Annotated in this window: 14 protein-coding genes; 10 read left to right on the top strand and 4 right to left on the bottom strand. The window is 65.8% G+C overall.

All coding sequences use genetic code 11. The features are described from left to right. Positions 1-479 precede the first annotated feature (479 nt). The 4 genes from sufB (at position 480) to LJE61_RS09480 (ending at position 4,697) form a co-directional block, all read left to right on the top strand. Positions 480-1,925, top strand: coding sequence for a Fe-S cluster assembly protein SufB (gene sufB, locus LJE61_RS09465; RefSeq protein WP_296912271.1), 1,446 nt, complete (start codon positions 480-482; stop codon positions 1,923-1,925). Between the two features lie 207 nt (positions 1,926-2,132). Continuing rightward, positions 2,133-2,888, top strand: a complete 756-nt coding sequence (gene sufC, locus LJE61_RS09470) for a Fe-S cluster assembly ATPase SufC (RefSeq protein ID WP_296912274.1) — start codon at positions 2,133-2,135, stop codon at positions 2,886-2,888. Beyond that, positions 2,885-4,210 (top strand): Fe-S cluster assembly protein SufD, encoded by a 1,326-nt coding sequence (gene sufD, locus LJE61_RS09475; protein ID WP_296918253.1) that lies wholly within the window; start codon positions 2,885-2,887, stop codon positions 4,208-4,210. The genes sufC and sufD overlap by 4 nt, the downstream gene beginning before the upstream one ends. A gap of 82 nt (positions 4,211-4,292) precedes the next feature. Beyond that, positions 4,293-4,697 (top strand): SUF system Fe-S cluster assembly protein, encoded by a 405-nt coding sequence (locus tag LJE61_RS09480; RefSeq protein ID WP_296912277.1) that lies wholly within the window; start codon positions 4,293-4,295, stop codon positions 4,695-4,697. Between the two features lie 21 nt (positions 4,698-4,718). Here LJE61_RS09480 and LJE61_RS09485 read toward each other — a convergent pair whose 3' ends face one another. From LJE61_RS09485 to LJE61_RS09500, 4 genes are all read right to left on the bottom strand, one after another. After that, on the bottom strand, positions 4,719-5,888 hold the full coding sequence (locus tag LJE61_RS09485; RefSeq protein WP_296912280.1) for an alkaline phosphatase family protein: 1,170 nt from the start codon (positions 5,886-5,888) through the stop codon (positions 4,719-4,721). Between the two features lie 26 nt (positions 5,889-5,914). Further along, entirely contained in the window at positions 5,915-6,532 is a 618-nt protein-coding gene (locus tag LJE61_RS09490) for a DedA family protein (protein ID WP_296912282.1), read from the bottom strand. Between the two features lie 6 nt (positions 6,533-6,538). Beyond that, on the bottom strand, positions 6,539-7,351 hold the full coding sequence (locus tag LJE61_RS09495; RefSeq protein WP_296912284.1) for an undecaprenyl-diphosphate phosphatase: 813 nt from the start codon (positions 7,349-7,351) through the stop codon (positions 6,539-6,541). 132 nt (positions 7,352-7,483) lie between these two features. Beyond that, complete coding sequence (locus tag LJE61_RS09500) at positions 7,484-8,182, bottom strand: 4'-phosphopantetheinyl transferase family protein (protein ID WP_296912287.1); 699 nt, start codon at positions 8,180-8,182, stop codon at positions 7,484-7,486. A 172-nt stretch (positions 8,183-8,354) separates the two neighbouring features. On the opposite strand from LJE61_RS09500, the gene LJE61_RS09505 reads away from it, so the two are divergent. From LJE61_RS09505 to LJE61_RS09530, 6 genes are all read left to right on the top strand, one after another. Next, entirely contained in the window at positions 8,355-8,561 is a 207-nt protein-coding gene (locus LJE61_RS09505; RefSeq protein ID WP_296912289.1) for a hypothetical protein, read from the top strand. Positions 8,562-8,645: 84 nt separating this feature from the next. Next, complete coding sequence (locus LJE61_RS09510) at positions 8,646-11,015, top strand: Tex family protein (protein ID WP_296912292.1); 2,370 nt, start codon at positions 8,646-8,648, stop codon at positions 11,013-11,015. Between the two features lie 31 nt (positions 11,016-11,046). Further along, the gene (locus LJE61_RS09515; RefSeq protein ID WP_296912294.1) at positions 11,047-11,382 is read left to right on the top strand and encodes an SET domain-containing protein; all 336 of its coding nucleotides are present in this window, start codon (positions 11,047-11,049) and stop codon (positions 11,380-11,382) included. A 64-nt stretch (positions 11,383-11,446) separates the two neighbouring features. After that, entirely contained in the window at positions 11,447-12,679 is a 1,233-nt protein-coding gene (locus LJE61_RS09520) for an efflux RND transporter periplasmic adaptor subunit (RefSeq protein WP_296912297.1), read from the top strand. Continuing rightward, complete coding sequence (locus tag LJE61_RS09525; protein WP_296918255.1) at positions 12,676-15,822, top strand: efflux RND transporter permease subunit; 3,147 nt, start codon at positions 12,676-12,678, stop codon at positions 15,820-15,822. Before LJE61_RS09520 ends, LJE61_RS09525 begins: the two co-directional genes overlap by 4 nt. 89 nt (positions 15,823-15,911) lie before the next feature. Continuing rightward, positions 15,912-16,061 carry a Rossmann-fold NAD(P)-binding domain-containing protein gene (locus tag LJE61_RS09530; RefSeq protein ID WP_296918257.1) on the top strand — a complete coding sequence of 50 codons (150 nt, stop codon included), beginning with the start codon at positions 15,912-15,914 and terminating at the stop codon, positions 16,059-16,061. Positions 16,062-16,087: the final 26 nt, after the last annotated feature.

Raw genomic sequence — 16,087 nt, forward strand, 5'->3', positions numbered from 1 at the left:
TAAAGCGATCGAGCAAAGGCTTGATCAGCTCCTCCTTGCGGGCCGAGTACAGGTTGACCTCGGTGTCGGCCGCGGCATGGGCCGGTATCGCGGCCAACAGCATCACGGCTGCCGCGGTCAGGGGCTGGATTAATGGTTTCATGCGTCTGGGCCTCCTCGTTCGGTCGGCTGTGCTGTGTCAATGAGGTTGAGTATCGCTGGTGCGCGATCGAGCATCATAATGGGAATGGTTCGCATTAGCAATGCTGATGCTGAATTTCATCCGAAGATTCGAATATAATCCGGTCATAAACCCGCAACAGCGCCGAGCGCCCTTGAAACCTGGGTGCCTTGGTCAGACATCTCGTTCCGCACGCGACGGACATCGGTGGACGAGTAGGACAGGCGACGCGGGCTGTTGAATCACGGCCGGAAGGGCGTATAGTAAATAACCAAGTAAAACGCTCAACAAAGAGCTGAGCAGAACGGAGCCAGGAGAGATGACATCAACCCAAGCTGTCGACGACATCGTCAGGTCAGAGTACGAGCATGGTTTCGTCACCGAGATCGAGTCTGACACCTTCCCTCCCGGCCTTGACGAGGGGGTGGTGCGGGCGATCTCCGCTCGCAAGCGGGAGCCCGAATTTATGACCGAGTGGCGCCTCAAGGCATACCGCCACTGGCTCACCATGGCGCCACCCCACTGGGCCGCCGTGGACTACCCGCCGATCGATTTCAACGCGATCTCGTATTTTTCGGCCCCGAAGCGCCCCGAAGACGCCCCCAAGAGTCTCGACGAGATCGACCCCGCGTTGCTGGAGACCTATGAGAAGCTCGGGATCCCGATCGAAGAGCAGAAGGCGCTCGCGGGAATCGCCGTCGACGCGGTCTTCGACAGCGTGTCCGTTGCGACGACCTTCCGGGCCGCACTGGCCGAGGCGGGAGTCGTCTTCTGCTCGATCTCCGAGGCGGTCCACGAGCATCCGGAGCTGGTCAAGGCGTACCTCGGCTCCGTGGTCCCGCACACCGACAACTTCTATGCGGCACTCAACTCGGCGGTCTTCAGTGACGGCACCTTCGTCTATGTTCCAAAGGGCGTGCGTTGCCCGATGGAGCTCAGCACCTATTTCCGCATCAATGCGCGGAACACCGGGCAGTTCGAGCGCACCCTCATCGTCGCCGACGAGGGGAGCTACGTCAGCTACCTGGAGGGCTGCACCGCGCCCCAGCGCGACGAAAACCAGCTCCACGCCGCAGTCGTCGAGTTGATCGCCCTGAAGGATGCCGAGATCAAATACTCGACCGTGCAGAACTGGTATCCCGGTGACGCTGAGGGTCGCGGCGGCATCTACAACTTCGTCACCAAACGGGGTGACTGTCGCGGTGCCCGCTCAAAGATCTCCTGGACCCAGGTGGAGACCGGCTCCGCGATCACCTGGAAATATCCCAGCTGCATCCTGCGCGGCGACGACTCGGTCGGCGAATTCTACTCGGTCGCGGTCACCAAAGGGCGGCAACAGGCCGATACCGGCACCAAGATGATCCATCTCGGCCGGAACACGCGTTCCACGATCGTCTCCAAGGGCATCTCGGCCGGTGAGGGTCAACAGACCTACCGGGGCTTGGTGCGGATCAGTCAGCGCGCCGCGGGGGCACGCAACCACACCCAGTGTGATTCGCTGCTGATCGGTGACCGCTGCGCTGCCAACACCTTCCCTTACATCGAGGTCAGGCACCCGAGCGCCAACCTCGAGCACGAGGCGACAACCTCGAAGATCAGCGAAGACCAATTGTTCTATTGTCGGTCGCGCGGCCTCACCGCGGAAGACGCGGTCTCGATGATCGTCAACGGTTTCTGCAAAGAGGTCTTCAACGAGCTTCCGATGGAATTCGCCGTGGAGGCCCAGAAGCTCCTGAGCATCAGCCTCGAAGGAGCGGTCGGTTGAGGGGGCTCTCGATTGACTCGCCGAGCCTCGATTCGGCTCGGCCTGAGTCCTGACGCCACGATCCACGCGACGCGACCCAGGCCAGGCCGTGGACAGCTTTAAATCAATATCAAGCGCGTCAGCGGCGACATTGATCGGCTCGCCAAGAGGCCGACCAATCCACCCCTGCCGCCCATCATGCCGGACGCGATTGATCGGGAGACAACGATGCTATCTGTGAAGGGCCTGCGGGCCAACGTCGGTGAGAATGAGATCCTGAAGGGCCTGGATCTGGAGGTCGGCCCGGGTGAGGTGCATGCCATCATGGGTCCGAACGGATCCGGCAAGAGCACGCTCGCGCATGTCCTGTCGGGACGGGAAGGCTATGAGGTGACGGCCGGCTCGGTCACGTTCGAAGGGCAAGACCTGCTGGCGCTCGAGCCTGAGGAGCGCGCGCAGCGGGGTCTCTTCCTTGCTTTTCAGTACCCGGTCGAGTTGCCCGGCGTCAACAACACCTATTTCCTGAAGGCGGCACTCAACAGTGTCCGCAAGTCGCGCGGAGAGGACGAGCTCGACGCCGTGTCCTTCCTGCGGCTGATCAAGGAGAAGCTGAAGATCCTGCATCTGGATGACTCCCTCTTGAAGCGCTCGGTCAACGCGGGATTTTCCGGGGGCGAGAAGAAGCGCAACGAGATCTTTCAGATGGCCTTGCTCGAGCCCAAGCTCGCGATCCTCGACGAGACCGACTCGGGCCTAGACATCGACGCTTTGCGAGTCGTCGCCGACGGTGTCAATGCACTGCGTAGTCCGGAACGGTCGATGATCGTGGTCACCCATTATCAGCGGCTGCTCGACTATATCGAGCCCGACCATGTGCATGTCCTGGCAAAGGGGCGGATCATTCGCTCTGGTGGCAAGGAGCTCGCGCTCGAGCTCGAGGAGAAGGGTTATGGCTGGGTCGTCGAAGAGGAGCGGGCGGCATGAATGGGACGGCGCCCGCCAGTTTCGAAACCTGGCTCACCGCCCGGCCGGACGACAGGACCGGCGCCGGTCTGGACTGGCTCGAGGCGCGACGGCGAAGCGCACTCGATCAGGTCCGCGAGCATGGTGTGCCTTCGGCCAAGCAGGAGGCCTGGCGCTACACGAGTCTCAAGCGTCTGCTCGAGCAGGGCTTTGCCCAGGTCGACGACACGGTCACTGCGCTCCGGCTAGACGATATCGAAGAGCTGCTGATCCCCGAGCTGGACAGCCATCGGGTGGTCATGGTGAACGGTCGTTACACGCCGTCGCTGTCCGCGCTCGGCGATCTCCCGCATGGGGTTCGGGTCACCGGCCTGCGGGCGCTCCTCGCAAACGACCCCGACGCCCTCCGCGAGCGCATCAACGGTGTCGCCGGCGAGCGCCAGCCGCTATTCGCCGCACTGAACACGGCCGGCCTGGATGACGGGCTGGTGGTGTTGCTCGACCGCGGAGCGGTCTTGGAGCGCCCGATCGAGCTCATCCATCTGTCCGTCGGAATGGACGAGCCGCGGGTCGCGCAGCCGCGCCACCTGGTCGCGATCGAGGCGGGCGCGCAGGCGACCCTGGTCGAGCGTTATGTCAGCCTCGGCGCCTCGCTCTACTGCACCAACTCGGTATTGGAGCTCTCACTCGGGCGGGATGCGGTCCTGAAGCACGATCGGATCCAGGAGGAGAGTCCCAACGCCTTCCATATCACGGGCCTTTACCTCAGTCAGGAGGAGAACAGCCGCTACCAGGGCACGAACATCGGCCTGGGAGGCGCCTGGGCACGCACCGATCTGTTCACCCGCTTCCAAGGTGAGCATGCCGAATGCGATCTGCTGGGTCTCTATCTCGCGGGCGATCGCCAGTTGATGGACTACCACATTGACGTCCATCACGCGGTGCCATCCTGTACGAGCCGCGAGACCTTCAAAGGGATCCTCTACGGCAAGGGGCGGGCAGTGTTCGACGGTCGCGTGGTGGTCGCCAAGAATGCGCAGAAGACCGATGCGGCCATGTCCAACAAGAATCTCATGTTGTCCGAGAACGCGGAGATCGACACCAAGCCGCAGCTCGAGATCAATGCCGATGACGTCAAATGCAGTCATGGCACGACGGTCGGTCAGATCCAGCCGGAGATGCTGTTCTATCTGCGCTCGCGAGGTCTCTCGGCGCCGATCGCTCGCCGCATGCTCTGCATGGGGTTCGCCGGGGAGGTCATCGATGCGCTGCACGCCGATGCACTGCGCGAGCGGGTGTCGGAGCAAGTGGGTCAGCGACTCGAGTCCGCCCCGCTGACCTGATCCCCGGTTGGGCCGAGACCGCTCACCCGAGATGCGGTCAACCGCATACGTATCTGTCGAAACAGCAGTCGAGAGGTCGACCATGAACAGACTGGCCCGCTTCGCCGGCTTCGGAAAGGAGGATGAGGAGAGCGCGGATACCGGGACGCTGACACAGGACGTGACCGTGGAGCGGATGGATCCGGAGGCGCTGCGCGAGCCGATCGTCGAGGCGCTGCGGGGCGTGCACGACCCGGAGATCCCGATCAATATCTACGACCTCGGCCTGATCTACCGGATCGATATCTCGGAGCAGGGGAACGTAGCAATCGACATGACCCTGACTGCGCCGGCATGCCCGGTCGCCGGCATGATGCCGGTCATGGTCAAGGACGCGGTTTCGAGGGTCGAGGGCGTTGGCCTCGTTCAAGTCGAGCTGGTCTGGGATCCACCCTGGACACAGGAGAAGATGAGCGACGAGGCGCGTCTTCAGCTCGGTCTGATGTAAGCCTGCGGCGTCTTCGCCGTGTCAGGCGCGCAACGCACACAAGGGCACCAGGAGCTCGTCTCTGGTGAGCCCGCCGTGGACGCCGACCTGCTGGTACGGCCGCTCGAACGGCAGCCATTGTCGGATGACACAGCGATCCTTCGGCACCATGCAGTAGTCGCCGATGCGCTCCGTGAACCGCGGGTGTGGCCGGCCCGATCCGAATAGACCCTCCTCGATGAGCTGACGGCTGGGAAAGACGTCGACTCGGTCCGCCAGGACATCACGGCAATAATCGGTGAATTCCCCGCCATGTCCTGCCCGGACATAACAGAAGGCCGCGCGGGGCTCACCACAGAGCGGCAGCAGCAGAGTCCCCGCGAGCCCCGGGTGGTCGGCCAGGTCGATGACATCGCAGCTTACTGTGTCGAGATGGCCGTGATCCGCGCTCACCAACAGCAGCGTGTCCGTCCCCGCGATCTCGAGCATGAATGTCGCGAGCGCCGCCTCGATCTCCAACAGATGTGCCTGCGCCGCCGGGCTTCCCATCCCCTGCTCGTGCCCGATGGAGTCCAGTCTGGGCCAGTAGAGATAGAGATACTTGGGCTCTTGTCGAGTCCGGCGGCGCCCGCGCAGGATCCGGGCAGTCCGGCGGAACATGTCCCGGAGGCCTTGATAGGCCACGAGCACGCCGCGGCCGCGGTGGGCGAGGTTGAAGTCGGACCGAGCGATGGAATCGGGCGCGATCAGGATGCCTCGGGTGGCGATCCGATCGAACACGGGGCGATTGCCGAACAGCTTGACGGGGTCGATCCCGGCCTGTCGATAGGGCACGCCGCCAAAGCGTGGTCGTCCGGGCAGGACGGTCATGACGCAAGCGAGCTCGCCAAGATACGTATGCCAGCCGGTGAGCCCATGCTGCAGGGGCGCGTCGCCGGTGAGGAAGGTGGGAATCGCCGCGGCGGTGGTGGAGGGGAAGACCGATGTGAGTGTCGCCCGTTGGGCGCGGCTCAGCATTCCACCGGGGGACCGCGCGGCGAGCCAATCCGCCCCCAATCCATCGATGATCAACAGCACCAGATTGGTGACCCCGGCCAAGGTGTCCGCCGCTAGCTCCCTTAGGTCCGGATACTCGGATCGTCCGCCGCGCGCACGGATGATGCTGCTCATCAGGTTGACGATGCTGCCGCCGAGATAATCAGGTTTTTGCACGCGTGCGCTCGGGGCTGTCCGATGCCTTAGCGGCTGCTCGGCCGCCGGCTGAGCAGGAAGAAGAGGAGCAGGAGTATCGTCGACGTCAGCGCGTAGGGTCCGAGCGGCTCCAGGAGATCGGTGATGCGATGGAAGTCGCGTTCTAAGGTGTAGGCGCCGAATCCGAAGGTTCCGACCCACAGCGTCGTCCCCGCGATCGTTCCGACGAGGAAACGTCCCCAAGGCATCAGGAGTGCGCCGGCCGCCATATTGCTCGTCTGGCGCAGTCCGTCGAGGAAGCGCGCGACGAGCAACAGTCCGATGCCCCAGCGGGCGAACGCGGCTTCGGCCTTCAGAAGGCGATCGCGGTGCTTAAGGGCGCGCTTCAGCAACCCCTGCAACCCGTAGCGCCCGAGCAGATAGCCGATGATGTCGCCGAGCTGGGTCGCTAACCAAGCCACCAGCAGCACCGCCGCGAGGTTCAGCTTACCGGTTGCTGCCAGCAGTGCGCATGCGATCAGCAGGGTCTGGCCGGGCAATGGGATCCCGAATCCCTCGACCAAACAGGCGACGAAGAGCGCCCAGAGTCCGTAACGGTCCAGCACCGGCTGGAGAGAGGCAATCCCGGAACTCACGGTCGTCAGGACCTCGGTCTCGATGCCCATCGCGAATCACCAGACCAGCATCAGGATGACGCCGCCGAGCAGCAACCGGTAGAGCACGAACGGGAGCATGCTGATCCGTTCGATGAATTTCAGGAAGTAATGAATCGTCAGGTACGCGAAGACGAACGACAGCAGTCCGCCAAGGATCAGCGACCACCAGTCGACCGGCTCAGCCGATCTCAACAGGTCAATCGTTTCGAGCCCCCCGGCCATCAGGATGGTCGGAATCGCCAGGAGAAACGAGAAGCGAGACGCAGCCTTGCGTGTCAGTCCGATCAGTAGGCCGGCGGTGATGGTGATCCCCGAGCGCGAGGTCCCCGGGATGATGGCAATCGCCTGCAGCAGACCGATGAACAAGGCCGCCATCCAGCCGATGCCGTACTCGTCGCGGGTGCGTTTTCCTCGCCAATCCGCCCACCACAGGATGAGTCCGAAGCCGATGGTCGTCCCGGCAATCACCAGTGCCACGCGCGTCTCGTCCTCGCGCAGCACCTCGAGCACCGACTTCAGCGGCAACCCGAGGGCCAGGACCGGCAGGGTCGCGAGGATGATCATCCAGCCAAGCCGGGCATCGGGTTGATCGAGCCGGCGGATTCGCGGTGACTCGAGCATGGCGACCACCATGGTGGCGATCTCGCGCCGAAAATAGAGCATGACGGCGGCGAGTGTCCCGAGGTGGACCGCGACGTCGAATGCCAGACTCTGCAGCTCGAACCCGAACAGAAGTGGCGTCAGGATCAGATGTCCCGAGCTCGAGATGGGCAGGAACTCTGTGATCCCTTGGACGAGGGCCAGCAGGACGATCTGGATGGTCTCCACCGAATGGCGCTCCTGAGGTTAGGACGCGGATTATATACCTGCCAAAGATGGATTCTCCGCCCCGATGCGCGTCTTGCCATCCCGATGGCCGCCCTTGAAGCCAGTCCCGCCGATCGGTGGGCCGGGAGGGCGTCAAGACATGTCGTAGGTGGACCAGTGGCAGACCATGGGGAGGATCTCACGCGCGACGGCGGCCACGTAACCTGTCTCAGGGATGCAGTGCACGACGGTCGGCGGGCGCGCGCCTGGGTCGCGGGGTCGGAAGAGTCCGCGGCCATCGGCCTTCGCGTCCGCTTCCAGGGCCGTCCAAGCCAGGTAGAAGTGGGCCAGCCGCTCGCTCTCCCGCGCGGCCCCCAGGGCCTGGACGACCTCGGCCTTGAACATCCGCTCGGCCACTGCGGTGATGTCGCGACGAGGGCGAATCCGCTCGCAGTCCACACCGACCTCGGCGTCCGGGCCCCGCCCGGCTGAGACGCCGACCAAGGCCAGATCGCCTGTCGTCGTGAGGTTGAAGCAGAGGGGTTGCGAATCGGGCGGCAGCATGGGCTTGCCGGCGGGACCATGGTCGAAACGGATCGACTGCGGCGGCGCATCGAGATAGCGGGAGAGGATCCGGCGCAGTCCGGCCTGGGCGCGGACGTAGCGTTCCCGATAGGGCAGGTGGCGCATGCGCGAGGCCCGAGCCTGCTGACGGGATGCGAGCTGGCGCATGCAATCGCCGACGTCGGCCCCGAAGTGGTCGGTCCGGATCCGCCACAGATGGAGATCGCCCGGTCCGAGATCGAGCCTTGGTGGAGCGGCGCGCCAGTAGATGGTCTCCGGGGCAGGCATGGGTTCTCCTCTGCGCGTTCTGCGTACCGACATTCATTGTGACCCAGATCGTCACTTTCTTATAATGGTCCGCACACCGGGCGCGGCGGCAAGACGATCCCGGCCTCGTCGACCAGACGGGACCGCCTTCCGCCTCGTCGCATCAACGAGCTCCCCGCCGCAGGAGAGGGTCGTGCACACGCTGCAGCATTGTCGAATCGAGGCGCGCATCGAAGCCCTGTGTCAGAAGGGCTGCGCTCAGGTCAGGCGCGACATCGCCGCCTTGGAATCAGGATCGCAATTGCCGGAGACCAGGGACTTGAGTGCAGAGGAGAGACGCGCCCTTCTGAGCGAGCTGAAAGCGGTCATGGCCGTTTACGGCGACGCCTGCAGACTGTAACGACCCTGCTCTCGCGCCGCCGTCCCGGGCGCTGCGCTGACCCTCCGCCATCCCTTCCATCAGCCGGACCGGAACCCACCGCGCATGATCAGCATCGTCCGGACGCTTAGCCAAGAGCTGGCCGCACGTCCGTCGCAGGTAGAGGCCACGATCGCGCTACTGGACGAAGGCGCCACCGTGCCTTTTATCGCGCGCTATCGTAAGGAGACAACCGGCGGTCTCGACGACGCGCAACTGCGTCATCTCGAGCAGCGTCTGGTCTATCTGAGGGAGCTGAACGAGCGTCGCGCCGCCGTGCTCAAGAGCATCGAGGAGCGGGGGAGGCTGACACCGGAGGTCGAGGCCGAGATCGCGGGCGCCGACACCAAGCAGCGCCTTGAAGACCTCTACCTGCCCTTCAAGCCGAAGCGGCGCACCAAGGCTCAGATCGCCCGCGAGGCGGGTTTGGAGCCCCTGGCCGATGCGCTGCTCGCCGATCCGGACGAAGCCCCCGAGGCGCATGCGGCGCGTTTTGTCGATGCGGCCAAGGGCGTGGCGGATACAGCGGGCGCCCTGGATGGCGCGCGCCAGATCCTGATGGAGCGTTTCGCCGAGGATCCGGAGCTGAGCGGGTCCCTGCGCAACCTCCTCTGGGAGCAGGGCATCCTGGTCTCACGGGTCGTACCGGGCAAGGAAGCGGAGGGCGCCAATTTCATGGATTATTTCGACTATCGCGAGCCGCTGGCGCGGATCCCCTCCCACCGCGCGCTGGCCCTGTTCCGCGGCCGCAACCAGGGGATCCTGCACCTGGAGCTGCTGGCGGGCGGGGGCGAGGACCCGGATGCGGTCTTTCGCGGCCTGGTCGCCGCCCGATTCGGGGTGCGGCAGGCCGGGCGCCCAGGCGACGCATGGCTGATCGGGACGGTCCACAAGGCATGGCGAATCAAGCTGCTCACGCGGCTCGACCTGGAGCTCAAGGGGCGGTTGCTGGAGGCGTCGGAAGAGGAGGCGATCCGGGTCTTTGGTCTCAACCTCAAGGCGCTCCTGCTGGCCGCCCCGGCGGGCCGGCTGCCGACCCTCGGGCTGGATCCCGGACTGCGCACCGGGGTCAAGGTCGCCGTGGTCGACGCCACCGGGCGGGTAGCGGCGACCGACACCATCTATCCCCACGTCCCGAGGAACCGGTGGGATGTCTCGATCGCGCGGCTCGCCGCGTTGTCCAGAGACCATGGCGTTAGGCTCGTCAGTATCGGCAACGGCACCGGTTCGCGCGAGACCGACCGGCTGGTCCGCGAGCTGATCCGGCGCCACCCCGAGCTGGGGCTGCGCTCACTCGTTGTCAGCGAGGCCGGCGCCTCCGTCTACTCGGCATCCGAGATCGCCTCCAGGGAGCTGCCCCAGCTCGATGTCTCGCTGCGCGGTGCCGTCTCGATCGCCCGCCGGTTGCAGGATCCCCTCGCCGAGCTGGTCAAGATCGACCCCAAGGCGATCGGTGTCGGCCAGTATCAGCACGACGTCAATCAGACGCGTCTCGCCCGCGCTCTGGAGACCGTGGTGGAGGACTGTGTGAATGCGGTCGGGGTGGATCTGAACACCGCCTCTGTGCCCCTTCTGGCCCAGGTCTCCGGGTTGAGCCGTGGTCTGGCCGAGAGCATCGTTCAGTTCCGCGAGACCAACGGCGCCTTCCCCAACCGCACGCGTCTGCTATGCGTGCCGCGTTTCGGCGACAAGGCGTTTCAACAGAGTGCGGGCTTCCTGCGGGTGAGAGACGGCGACGAGCCCTTGGACGCCTCCGCCGTCCACCCGGAGGCCTACCCGGTGGTGCGCCGTATCCTCGCGGACACCGGGCTGCCGATGGGGGCGCTGATGGGAGATAGCGCAACCCTGCGTGTTCTTGATCCCGCCCGCTTCACGGACGAGCGGTTCGGCTTGCCGACCGTCAGCGACATCCTCGCGGAGCTGGAGAAGCCGGGCCGCGACCCGCGCCCTGAATTCAAGACCGCACGTCTTCAGGAGGGCGTCGAGACGCTCGCGGATCTGACTCCGGGCATGATCCTCGAGGGAACCGTCACCAATGTGACCAACTTCGGCGCATTCGTGGATGTCGGTGTCCACCAGGACGGCTTGGTCCACGTCTCGGCGTTGGCCGATCGCTTCGTCAAGGACCCCCACGCCGTGGTCAAGTCCGGCGATCTGGTCACGGTCAAGGTGATGGAGGTCGACCTGGCGCGCAAGCGTGTCGCACTGAGCATGCGTCTCGGCGATGTCGCGCCGCAGCGCGCCACGGCCGGCCCGCGGACCGCGAGTCCCGGGGACGATGGTGCGCCGACGCGCGCTCGAACGCCGCCCCGGCAGTCCTCACGCCCGCGTGACGGAGGGAAGTCGCCGGAGGGGCAACGCCCAAAGCCGACTCAATCCCCCGCAGCAGGCGGCGGTGCGATGGCGGATGCCTTCACCAGGGCGAGGCGCCGCTGACCGGGCATGCGCGGATGAGCAGAAGACCCGAATGAGCCGCTCCTCCGCGGCCGACCCCCTGCGCAGCCGCATCTACTGTGCCGCCTCCTCGATCCACGGTCAGGGCTGCTTCGCCAAGGTCCCATTTCAGAGCGGTGAGTGGATCGGCACCTACGAGGGCCCCGCGGTGGATCGGGACGGAACCTATGTGCTCTGGATCTACGACCCCGAAGGCAACGTCCTCAGTGGGCGCGACGGGCGCAACCTGCTGCGCTGGCTGAATCATAGCGATCAGCCGAATGCCGAGTTCGACGGCTTTGATCTCTATGCCTCTCGTGCGATTGCCGTCGACGAGGAGATCACCTTCGACTACGGCGCGGCCTGCTGATCGGTTGCTTTGTCCGTGACCCGCCCCGACACTTGTCCACCTTCGAGCCACTCCGCGAGCCCCCGTGAAGCGCCTGATCAAGTTCCTGCTGCCCGTCCTCGTCCTCGCCGTCGGTATCGGAGTGTTTCAGTATCTCAAGCAGACCCGCCCCGAGCGCCCGCCCGCGGAGATCCGGGAGCGGGTCTGGCGCGTCGAGGCCGAGACAGTCGAGCCGCGCCGACTGGCGCCCAGCCTGGAGCTCTACGGCAGCGTGGAGACGCCGGATCTGCTGCGTGCGGCGGCATCCGCGCCGGCCCGCGTCGCACGGGTGCTCGTGCGCGAAGGCGACCGCGTCGCGGCTGGGCAGCTCCTCGTCGAGCTCGATCCCCGGGACTTCAGCCTGCGACTCGCCCAGGCCCAGGCGCAGGTCGACGAGCTCAAGGCCCAGATCGAGACCGAGCGCACCCGCCACGCGAGCGATGTTGCCGCGCTGGAGCAGGAACGCAAGCTGCTGGCGATCGCCGAAGAAGGGGTGCAGCGGGCCGCCCAGCTCACGAAACAGCGTGTCGGCTCCGAGACCGATCTGGACGCCGCCGAGCAAGAGCTCGCTCGTCAGGCGCTCGCTGTCAGTAACCGCAACATGAGCATCGCGGACTTTCCAGCACGTCAACGCGCTCTCGAGGCAAGACTGCAGAGCGCGCGGGCCCGCGTCCAGGAGATCGCACTCGAGCTCGAGAGAGGGCGGGTGGCGGCGCCCTACGAGGCGATCATCGCCGGCGTCTCTGTCACCTCAGGTGACCAGGTCGGCAAGGACGACGTGCTGCTCACGCTCTACGCCCTCGACAGCCTCGAGGTCCGTGCGCGGATTCCCGCACCCTATCAGGCCGAGCTGACCGCGTCCCTGCGGTCGGAGGGGGCGTTGCCTGCAACCGCCGCCGTCGGTGAGCACACCCTCAGGCTCTCGCTCGGGCGGCTCGCCGGAGAGGCGAGCGCGAGCGGGATCGACGGCCTGTTCCAGGTGGAGGGCGAGGCGGGACTGCTTCGCGCCGGGCAGATGATCGCGCTGCGCCTCGAGCGTCCGGCTCGCGACGAGGTCGTCCCGGTGCCCTTCGGGTCTGTCTACGCCAGCAACCGAGTCTACAAGCTGGTCGACGGCCGGATGCAAGGCGTGCCGGTGCGCAGCCTCGGGAGCTGGTTCACCGATACGGGTGAAGAGCGCCTGCTGGTGCAGGCAGCTGGCCTCGCGGCGGGGGATCGACTGGTCGTCAGCCACATGCCCAACGCGATCGACGGGCTGCGGGTGGAGACCGTTCAATGACGGAGGGCACCGGCGCCAAGGGCAGGGTAGTCAAGGGTCACCAGGACGATCTGATCGGACTCTTCGCCCATCACAAGGTCGCGGCCAACCTCCTGATGGCGATCATGATCCTGAGCGGGATCTTCGCCCTCGACCGCCTGAACGTCCAGTTCTTTCCGAGCTTCGATCTCGACGTGGTGACCGTGCGTGTGGTCTGGACCGGCGCCAGCGCGGAGGACATCGAGGACGGGATCACCAACCCGCTGGAGCAGCGTCTGCGGGCGGTCGATGGCCTGCGCAAGATGACCTCGACCTCGACCCAAGGGATCTCCGCCATCACCCTCGAATTCAACGAGGGCGTCGACCCCTTGCTGGCGTTGGACCAGGTCAGGCGTCTGGTCGACGACTTCCGCAACCTCCCGCAGGACGCCGAGAAACCCGAGATCGCGCTCGCCACGCGCTACGAGTCGGTGGCGCGCCTGGTCCTGACCGGGATCGATCGCCCCGATGAGCTGCGGCACCTGGCCCGGCGCTTCGAGTCCGAGCTCCTCGAGCGCGGGATCGACAAGATCGAGATCCGCGGGCTCCCCCTTGAGGAGATCAGTATCCAGGTCGATCAGGCACGGCTCGAGCAGCTGGGTCTGGGTCTGACCCAGATCGGCGAGCGGGTTGGCGACTTCAGCCGCGATCTCCCGGCCGGGGCGATCGGCCGGGGGGAGGCGACCCGAGAGCTGCGCAGCCTCGACAAGGCTCGCGATCCGCTGGAATTCGCACAGCTGCCGGTCAAGACCGAGGAGACCCTGAACCTGCGTTTGGGCGACATCGCCGAGATCGAGCGGGTGCCGCGCGATGCCACGCTGCAGCTTTCGATGAACGGCATGCCGGCGGTGGAGATGGTCCTGCAGCGCGCCGAGACGGGAAACTCGCTCGCGGCGGCCCGATTGCTCGACGAGTGGCTCACGGCGACGCGTCCCTTGCTCCCCCCGGGGGTCGAGCTGGTCGTCTACGACGCCTCCTGGCAGCTGATCCGCGACCGCATCATGCTGCTGGTGACCAACGGGGCGGGCGGACTCATCCTGGTGGTTTCGATCCTCTTCCTGTTTCTGAGCGGCCGGGTGGCCTTCTGGGTCGCCTGGGGCATCCCGGTGTCCTTCATGGCGACGCTCTTCATCCTCTACCTCTCCGGAGGCAGCATTAACATGATGAGCCTGTTCGCGCTCATCATGGCGCTGGGGATCATCGTCGACGATGCCATTGTGGTCGGCGAGGATGCGATGGCGCATCATCAGATGGGTGAGGACCCCCTGCTCGCGGCCGAGGGGGGTGTCCGCCGGATGCTCGCCCCCGTGGTCGCCTCCTCGCTGACCACCATCGCCGCTTTTCTGCCGCTCATGCTGGTCGGCGGGGTGATCGGCAACATCCTCAGCGTCATCCCGCTGGTCATCGTCGCGGTGATCCTGGCGTCGCTGCTCGAGAGCATGCTGGTGCTGCCCGGCCATCTGCGCAGTGCCTTCGTGCACGCCCACAAGGTCAAGCCGGATTCACTGCGCGCGCGGCTTGACCGTGGATTCGAGCACCTGCGAGATCGGGTCTTCCGACCCTTGGTGACCTTGGCCGTCCACCACCGTTTCTCCACCATCGCCGCCGCCGTCGCGGCGCTGGTCGTCGCGCTCGGATTGCTGGTCGGAGGGCGCCTCGCCTTCGTCTTCTTCCCCACGCCGGAGGGCCAGATCATCACCGCCAACGCCACCTTTGTCGCCGGGACTCCACGTGCGCAGGTGGATGCCATGCTGAAGCACCTGGACCAGACCCTGTGGGAGACCGAGCGCGCCTTCGACCAGGGCAAGCTCGTCAATCTCGCGGTAGCCCTGCACGGCGCCAAGGCGGGGGATTCGGCGTCAGCCGATCAACTCGGCGCCCTGCAGGTCGAGCTCGTAGAGCCGGACGCACGCGACGTGCGCAACGAGCAGTTCATCCGGGCCTGGCGGGAGCGGATCCAGCTCCCCGCCGGCCTCGAGGGCTTCACCATTGCGTCGCGGCGCGCCGGTCCGCCCGGGCGCGACCTGGCCGTGCGCCTCTTCGGGGCCGATGCAGATATCCTCAAGGCGGCCGCGCTCGATCTGTCGGAGGTCCTCAAGGGACTCCCGGGCGTCTCGGCGGTCGAGGACGACATGGCCTTCGGGCGCGAGCAGATCATCTATTCCCTGACACCCGCGGGCCAGGCGCTCGGGCTCACGGTCGCCGACCTCGGGCAGCAGCTGCGAACCGCCTTCGAGGGACAGCTGGTGCAGATCTTCCAGGACGGCGCCGACGAGGTCGAGGTTCGGGTCAAGCTCCCGCGGGCGGAGCGCGAACGGCTCGGGACCCTTGACCGGATCAACGTGCGCCTGCCGGATGGCTCCTCCGTCCCGCTGACCACGGTCGCCGGGTGGCACTCGCGCCGCGGATTCGAGATCCTGCGCCATGCCGAGGGGAAGCTCGCGGTCGAGGTCTCCGCGGATATCGACTCCGAGGCCAACAACGTCGGCTCCATCATCGAGGGGCTCATCGATTCGACGCTCCCCGAGCTGCAGGCCGCCTACGGGATTAACTATTCCTTCGAGGGGCGTTCCGCGGATCAGCGCGAGACGCTGGGCGACATGCGCAAGGGGATGGTGTTGGGCCTGATCCTCATCTACGTGATCCTGGCCTGGGTCTTTGCATCCTACGGGTGGCCGTTGGTGGTCATGGCCGCCATTCCATTCGGCCTTACGGGGGCGCTCTTCGGCCACTGGCTGATCGGGATCGACGTCACCATCCTGTCCTTGTTCGGGATGTTCGGCCTGTCCGGGATCGTGATCAACGACTCCATCATCCTGGTCAGGTTCTACCAGGAGCTGCTCGCCCAAGGCGTCGCCAGCCGCGAGGCGCTGATCGAGGCGGCCTGCCAACGGTTGCGCGCGGTCCTCCTGACCTCCCTGACCACCATCGCCGGCCTGACCCCGCTGCTGTTCGAGAAATCCGTCCAGGCCCAGTTCCTGATCCCCATGGCGACCTCGATTGCCTTCGGGCTCGGGTTCGCGACCCTGTTGATCCTGCTGGTCATCCCGGCCATGCTCTCGATCCATGACAGCCTGCATCACCGCCTCGGGCGGCTGCTCGGGCCCAGCCCGGCGCAGGCCTGACCCGATCCGAATCGCGTGAGCCACAGATCTGAGAGCATCGCGGCAAGGGAGCGGATTCCGGCGAGCAGGATTCCAGGCGACCCGGCGGTCTGACCGATGGGCCAGGTACCGATCGCGACCGCTTCGGGCTCGATCGGTCGCTCAAGGGCGGCCAGGTCAGCCGCGCCGATGTCGCCGACTTCGTGCTGCGTCAGCTAACCGACGGCACCTTTCTCCACCAGACGCCGGCGGTGACCTGAGGCTGCGGATGACAAGTCCCCACTGC

It is taken from the genome of Thiocapsa sp., from assembly GCF_022340925.1.
GTDB lineage: Bacteria > Pseudomonadota > Gammaproteobacteria > Chromatiales > Chromatiaceae > Thiocapsa.

Bases quoted from the DNA above. Each gene is read 5' to 3' on its own strand.
- LJE61_RS09515 (WP_296912294.1), top strand. From the start codon at position 11,047: ATGAGCCGCTCCTCCGCGGCCGACCCCCTGCGCAGCCGCATCTACTGT.
- LJE61_RS09480 (WP_296912277.1), top strand. From the start codon at position 4,293: ATGAACAGACTGGCCCGCTTCGCCGGCTTCGGAAAGGAGGATGAGGAG.
- LJE61_RS09525 (WP_296918255.1), top strand. From the start codon at position 12,676: ATGACGGAGGGCACCGGCGCCAAGGGCAGGGTAGTCAAGGGTCACCAG.
- sufD (WP_296918253.1), top strand. From the start codon at position 2,885: ATGAATGGGACGGCGCCCGCCAGTTTCGAAACCTGGCTCACCGCCCGG.
- LJE61_RS09510 (WP_296912292.1), top strand. From the start codon at position 8,646: ATGATCAGCATCGTCCGGACGCTTAGCCAAGAGCTGGCCGCACGTCCG.
- sufB (WP_296912271.1), top strand. From the start codon at position 480: ATGACATCAACCCAAGCTGTCGACGACATCGTCAGGTCAGAGTACGAG.
- LJE61_RS09500 (WP_296912287.1), bottom strand. From the start codon at position 8,182: ATGCCTGCCCCGGAGACCATCTACTGGCGCGCCGCTCCACCAAGGCTC.
- sufC (WP_296912274.1), top strand. From the start codon at position 2,133: ATGCTATCTGTGAAGGGCCTGCGGGCCAACGTCGGTGAGAATGAGATC.
- LJE61_RS09490 (WP_296912282.1), bottom strand. From the start codon at position 6,532: ATGGGCATCGAGACCGAGGTCCTGACGACCGTGAGTTCCGGGATTGCC.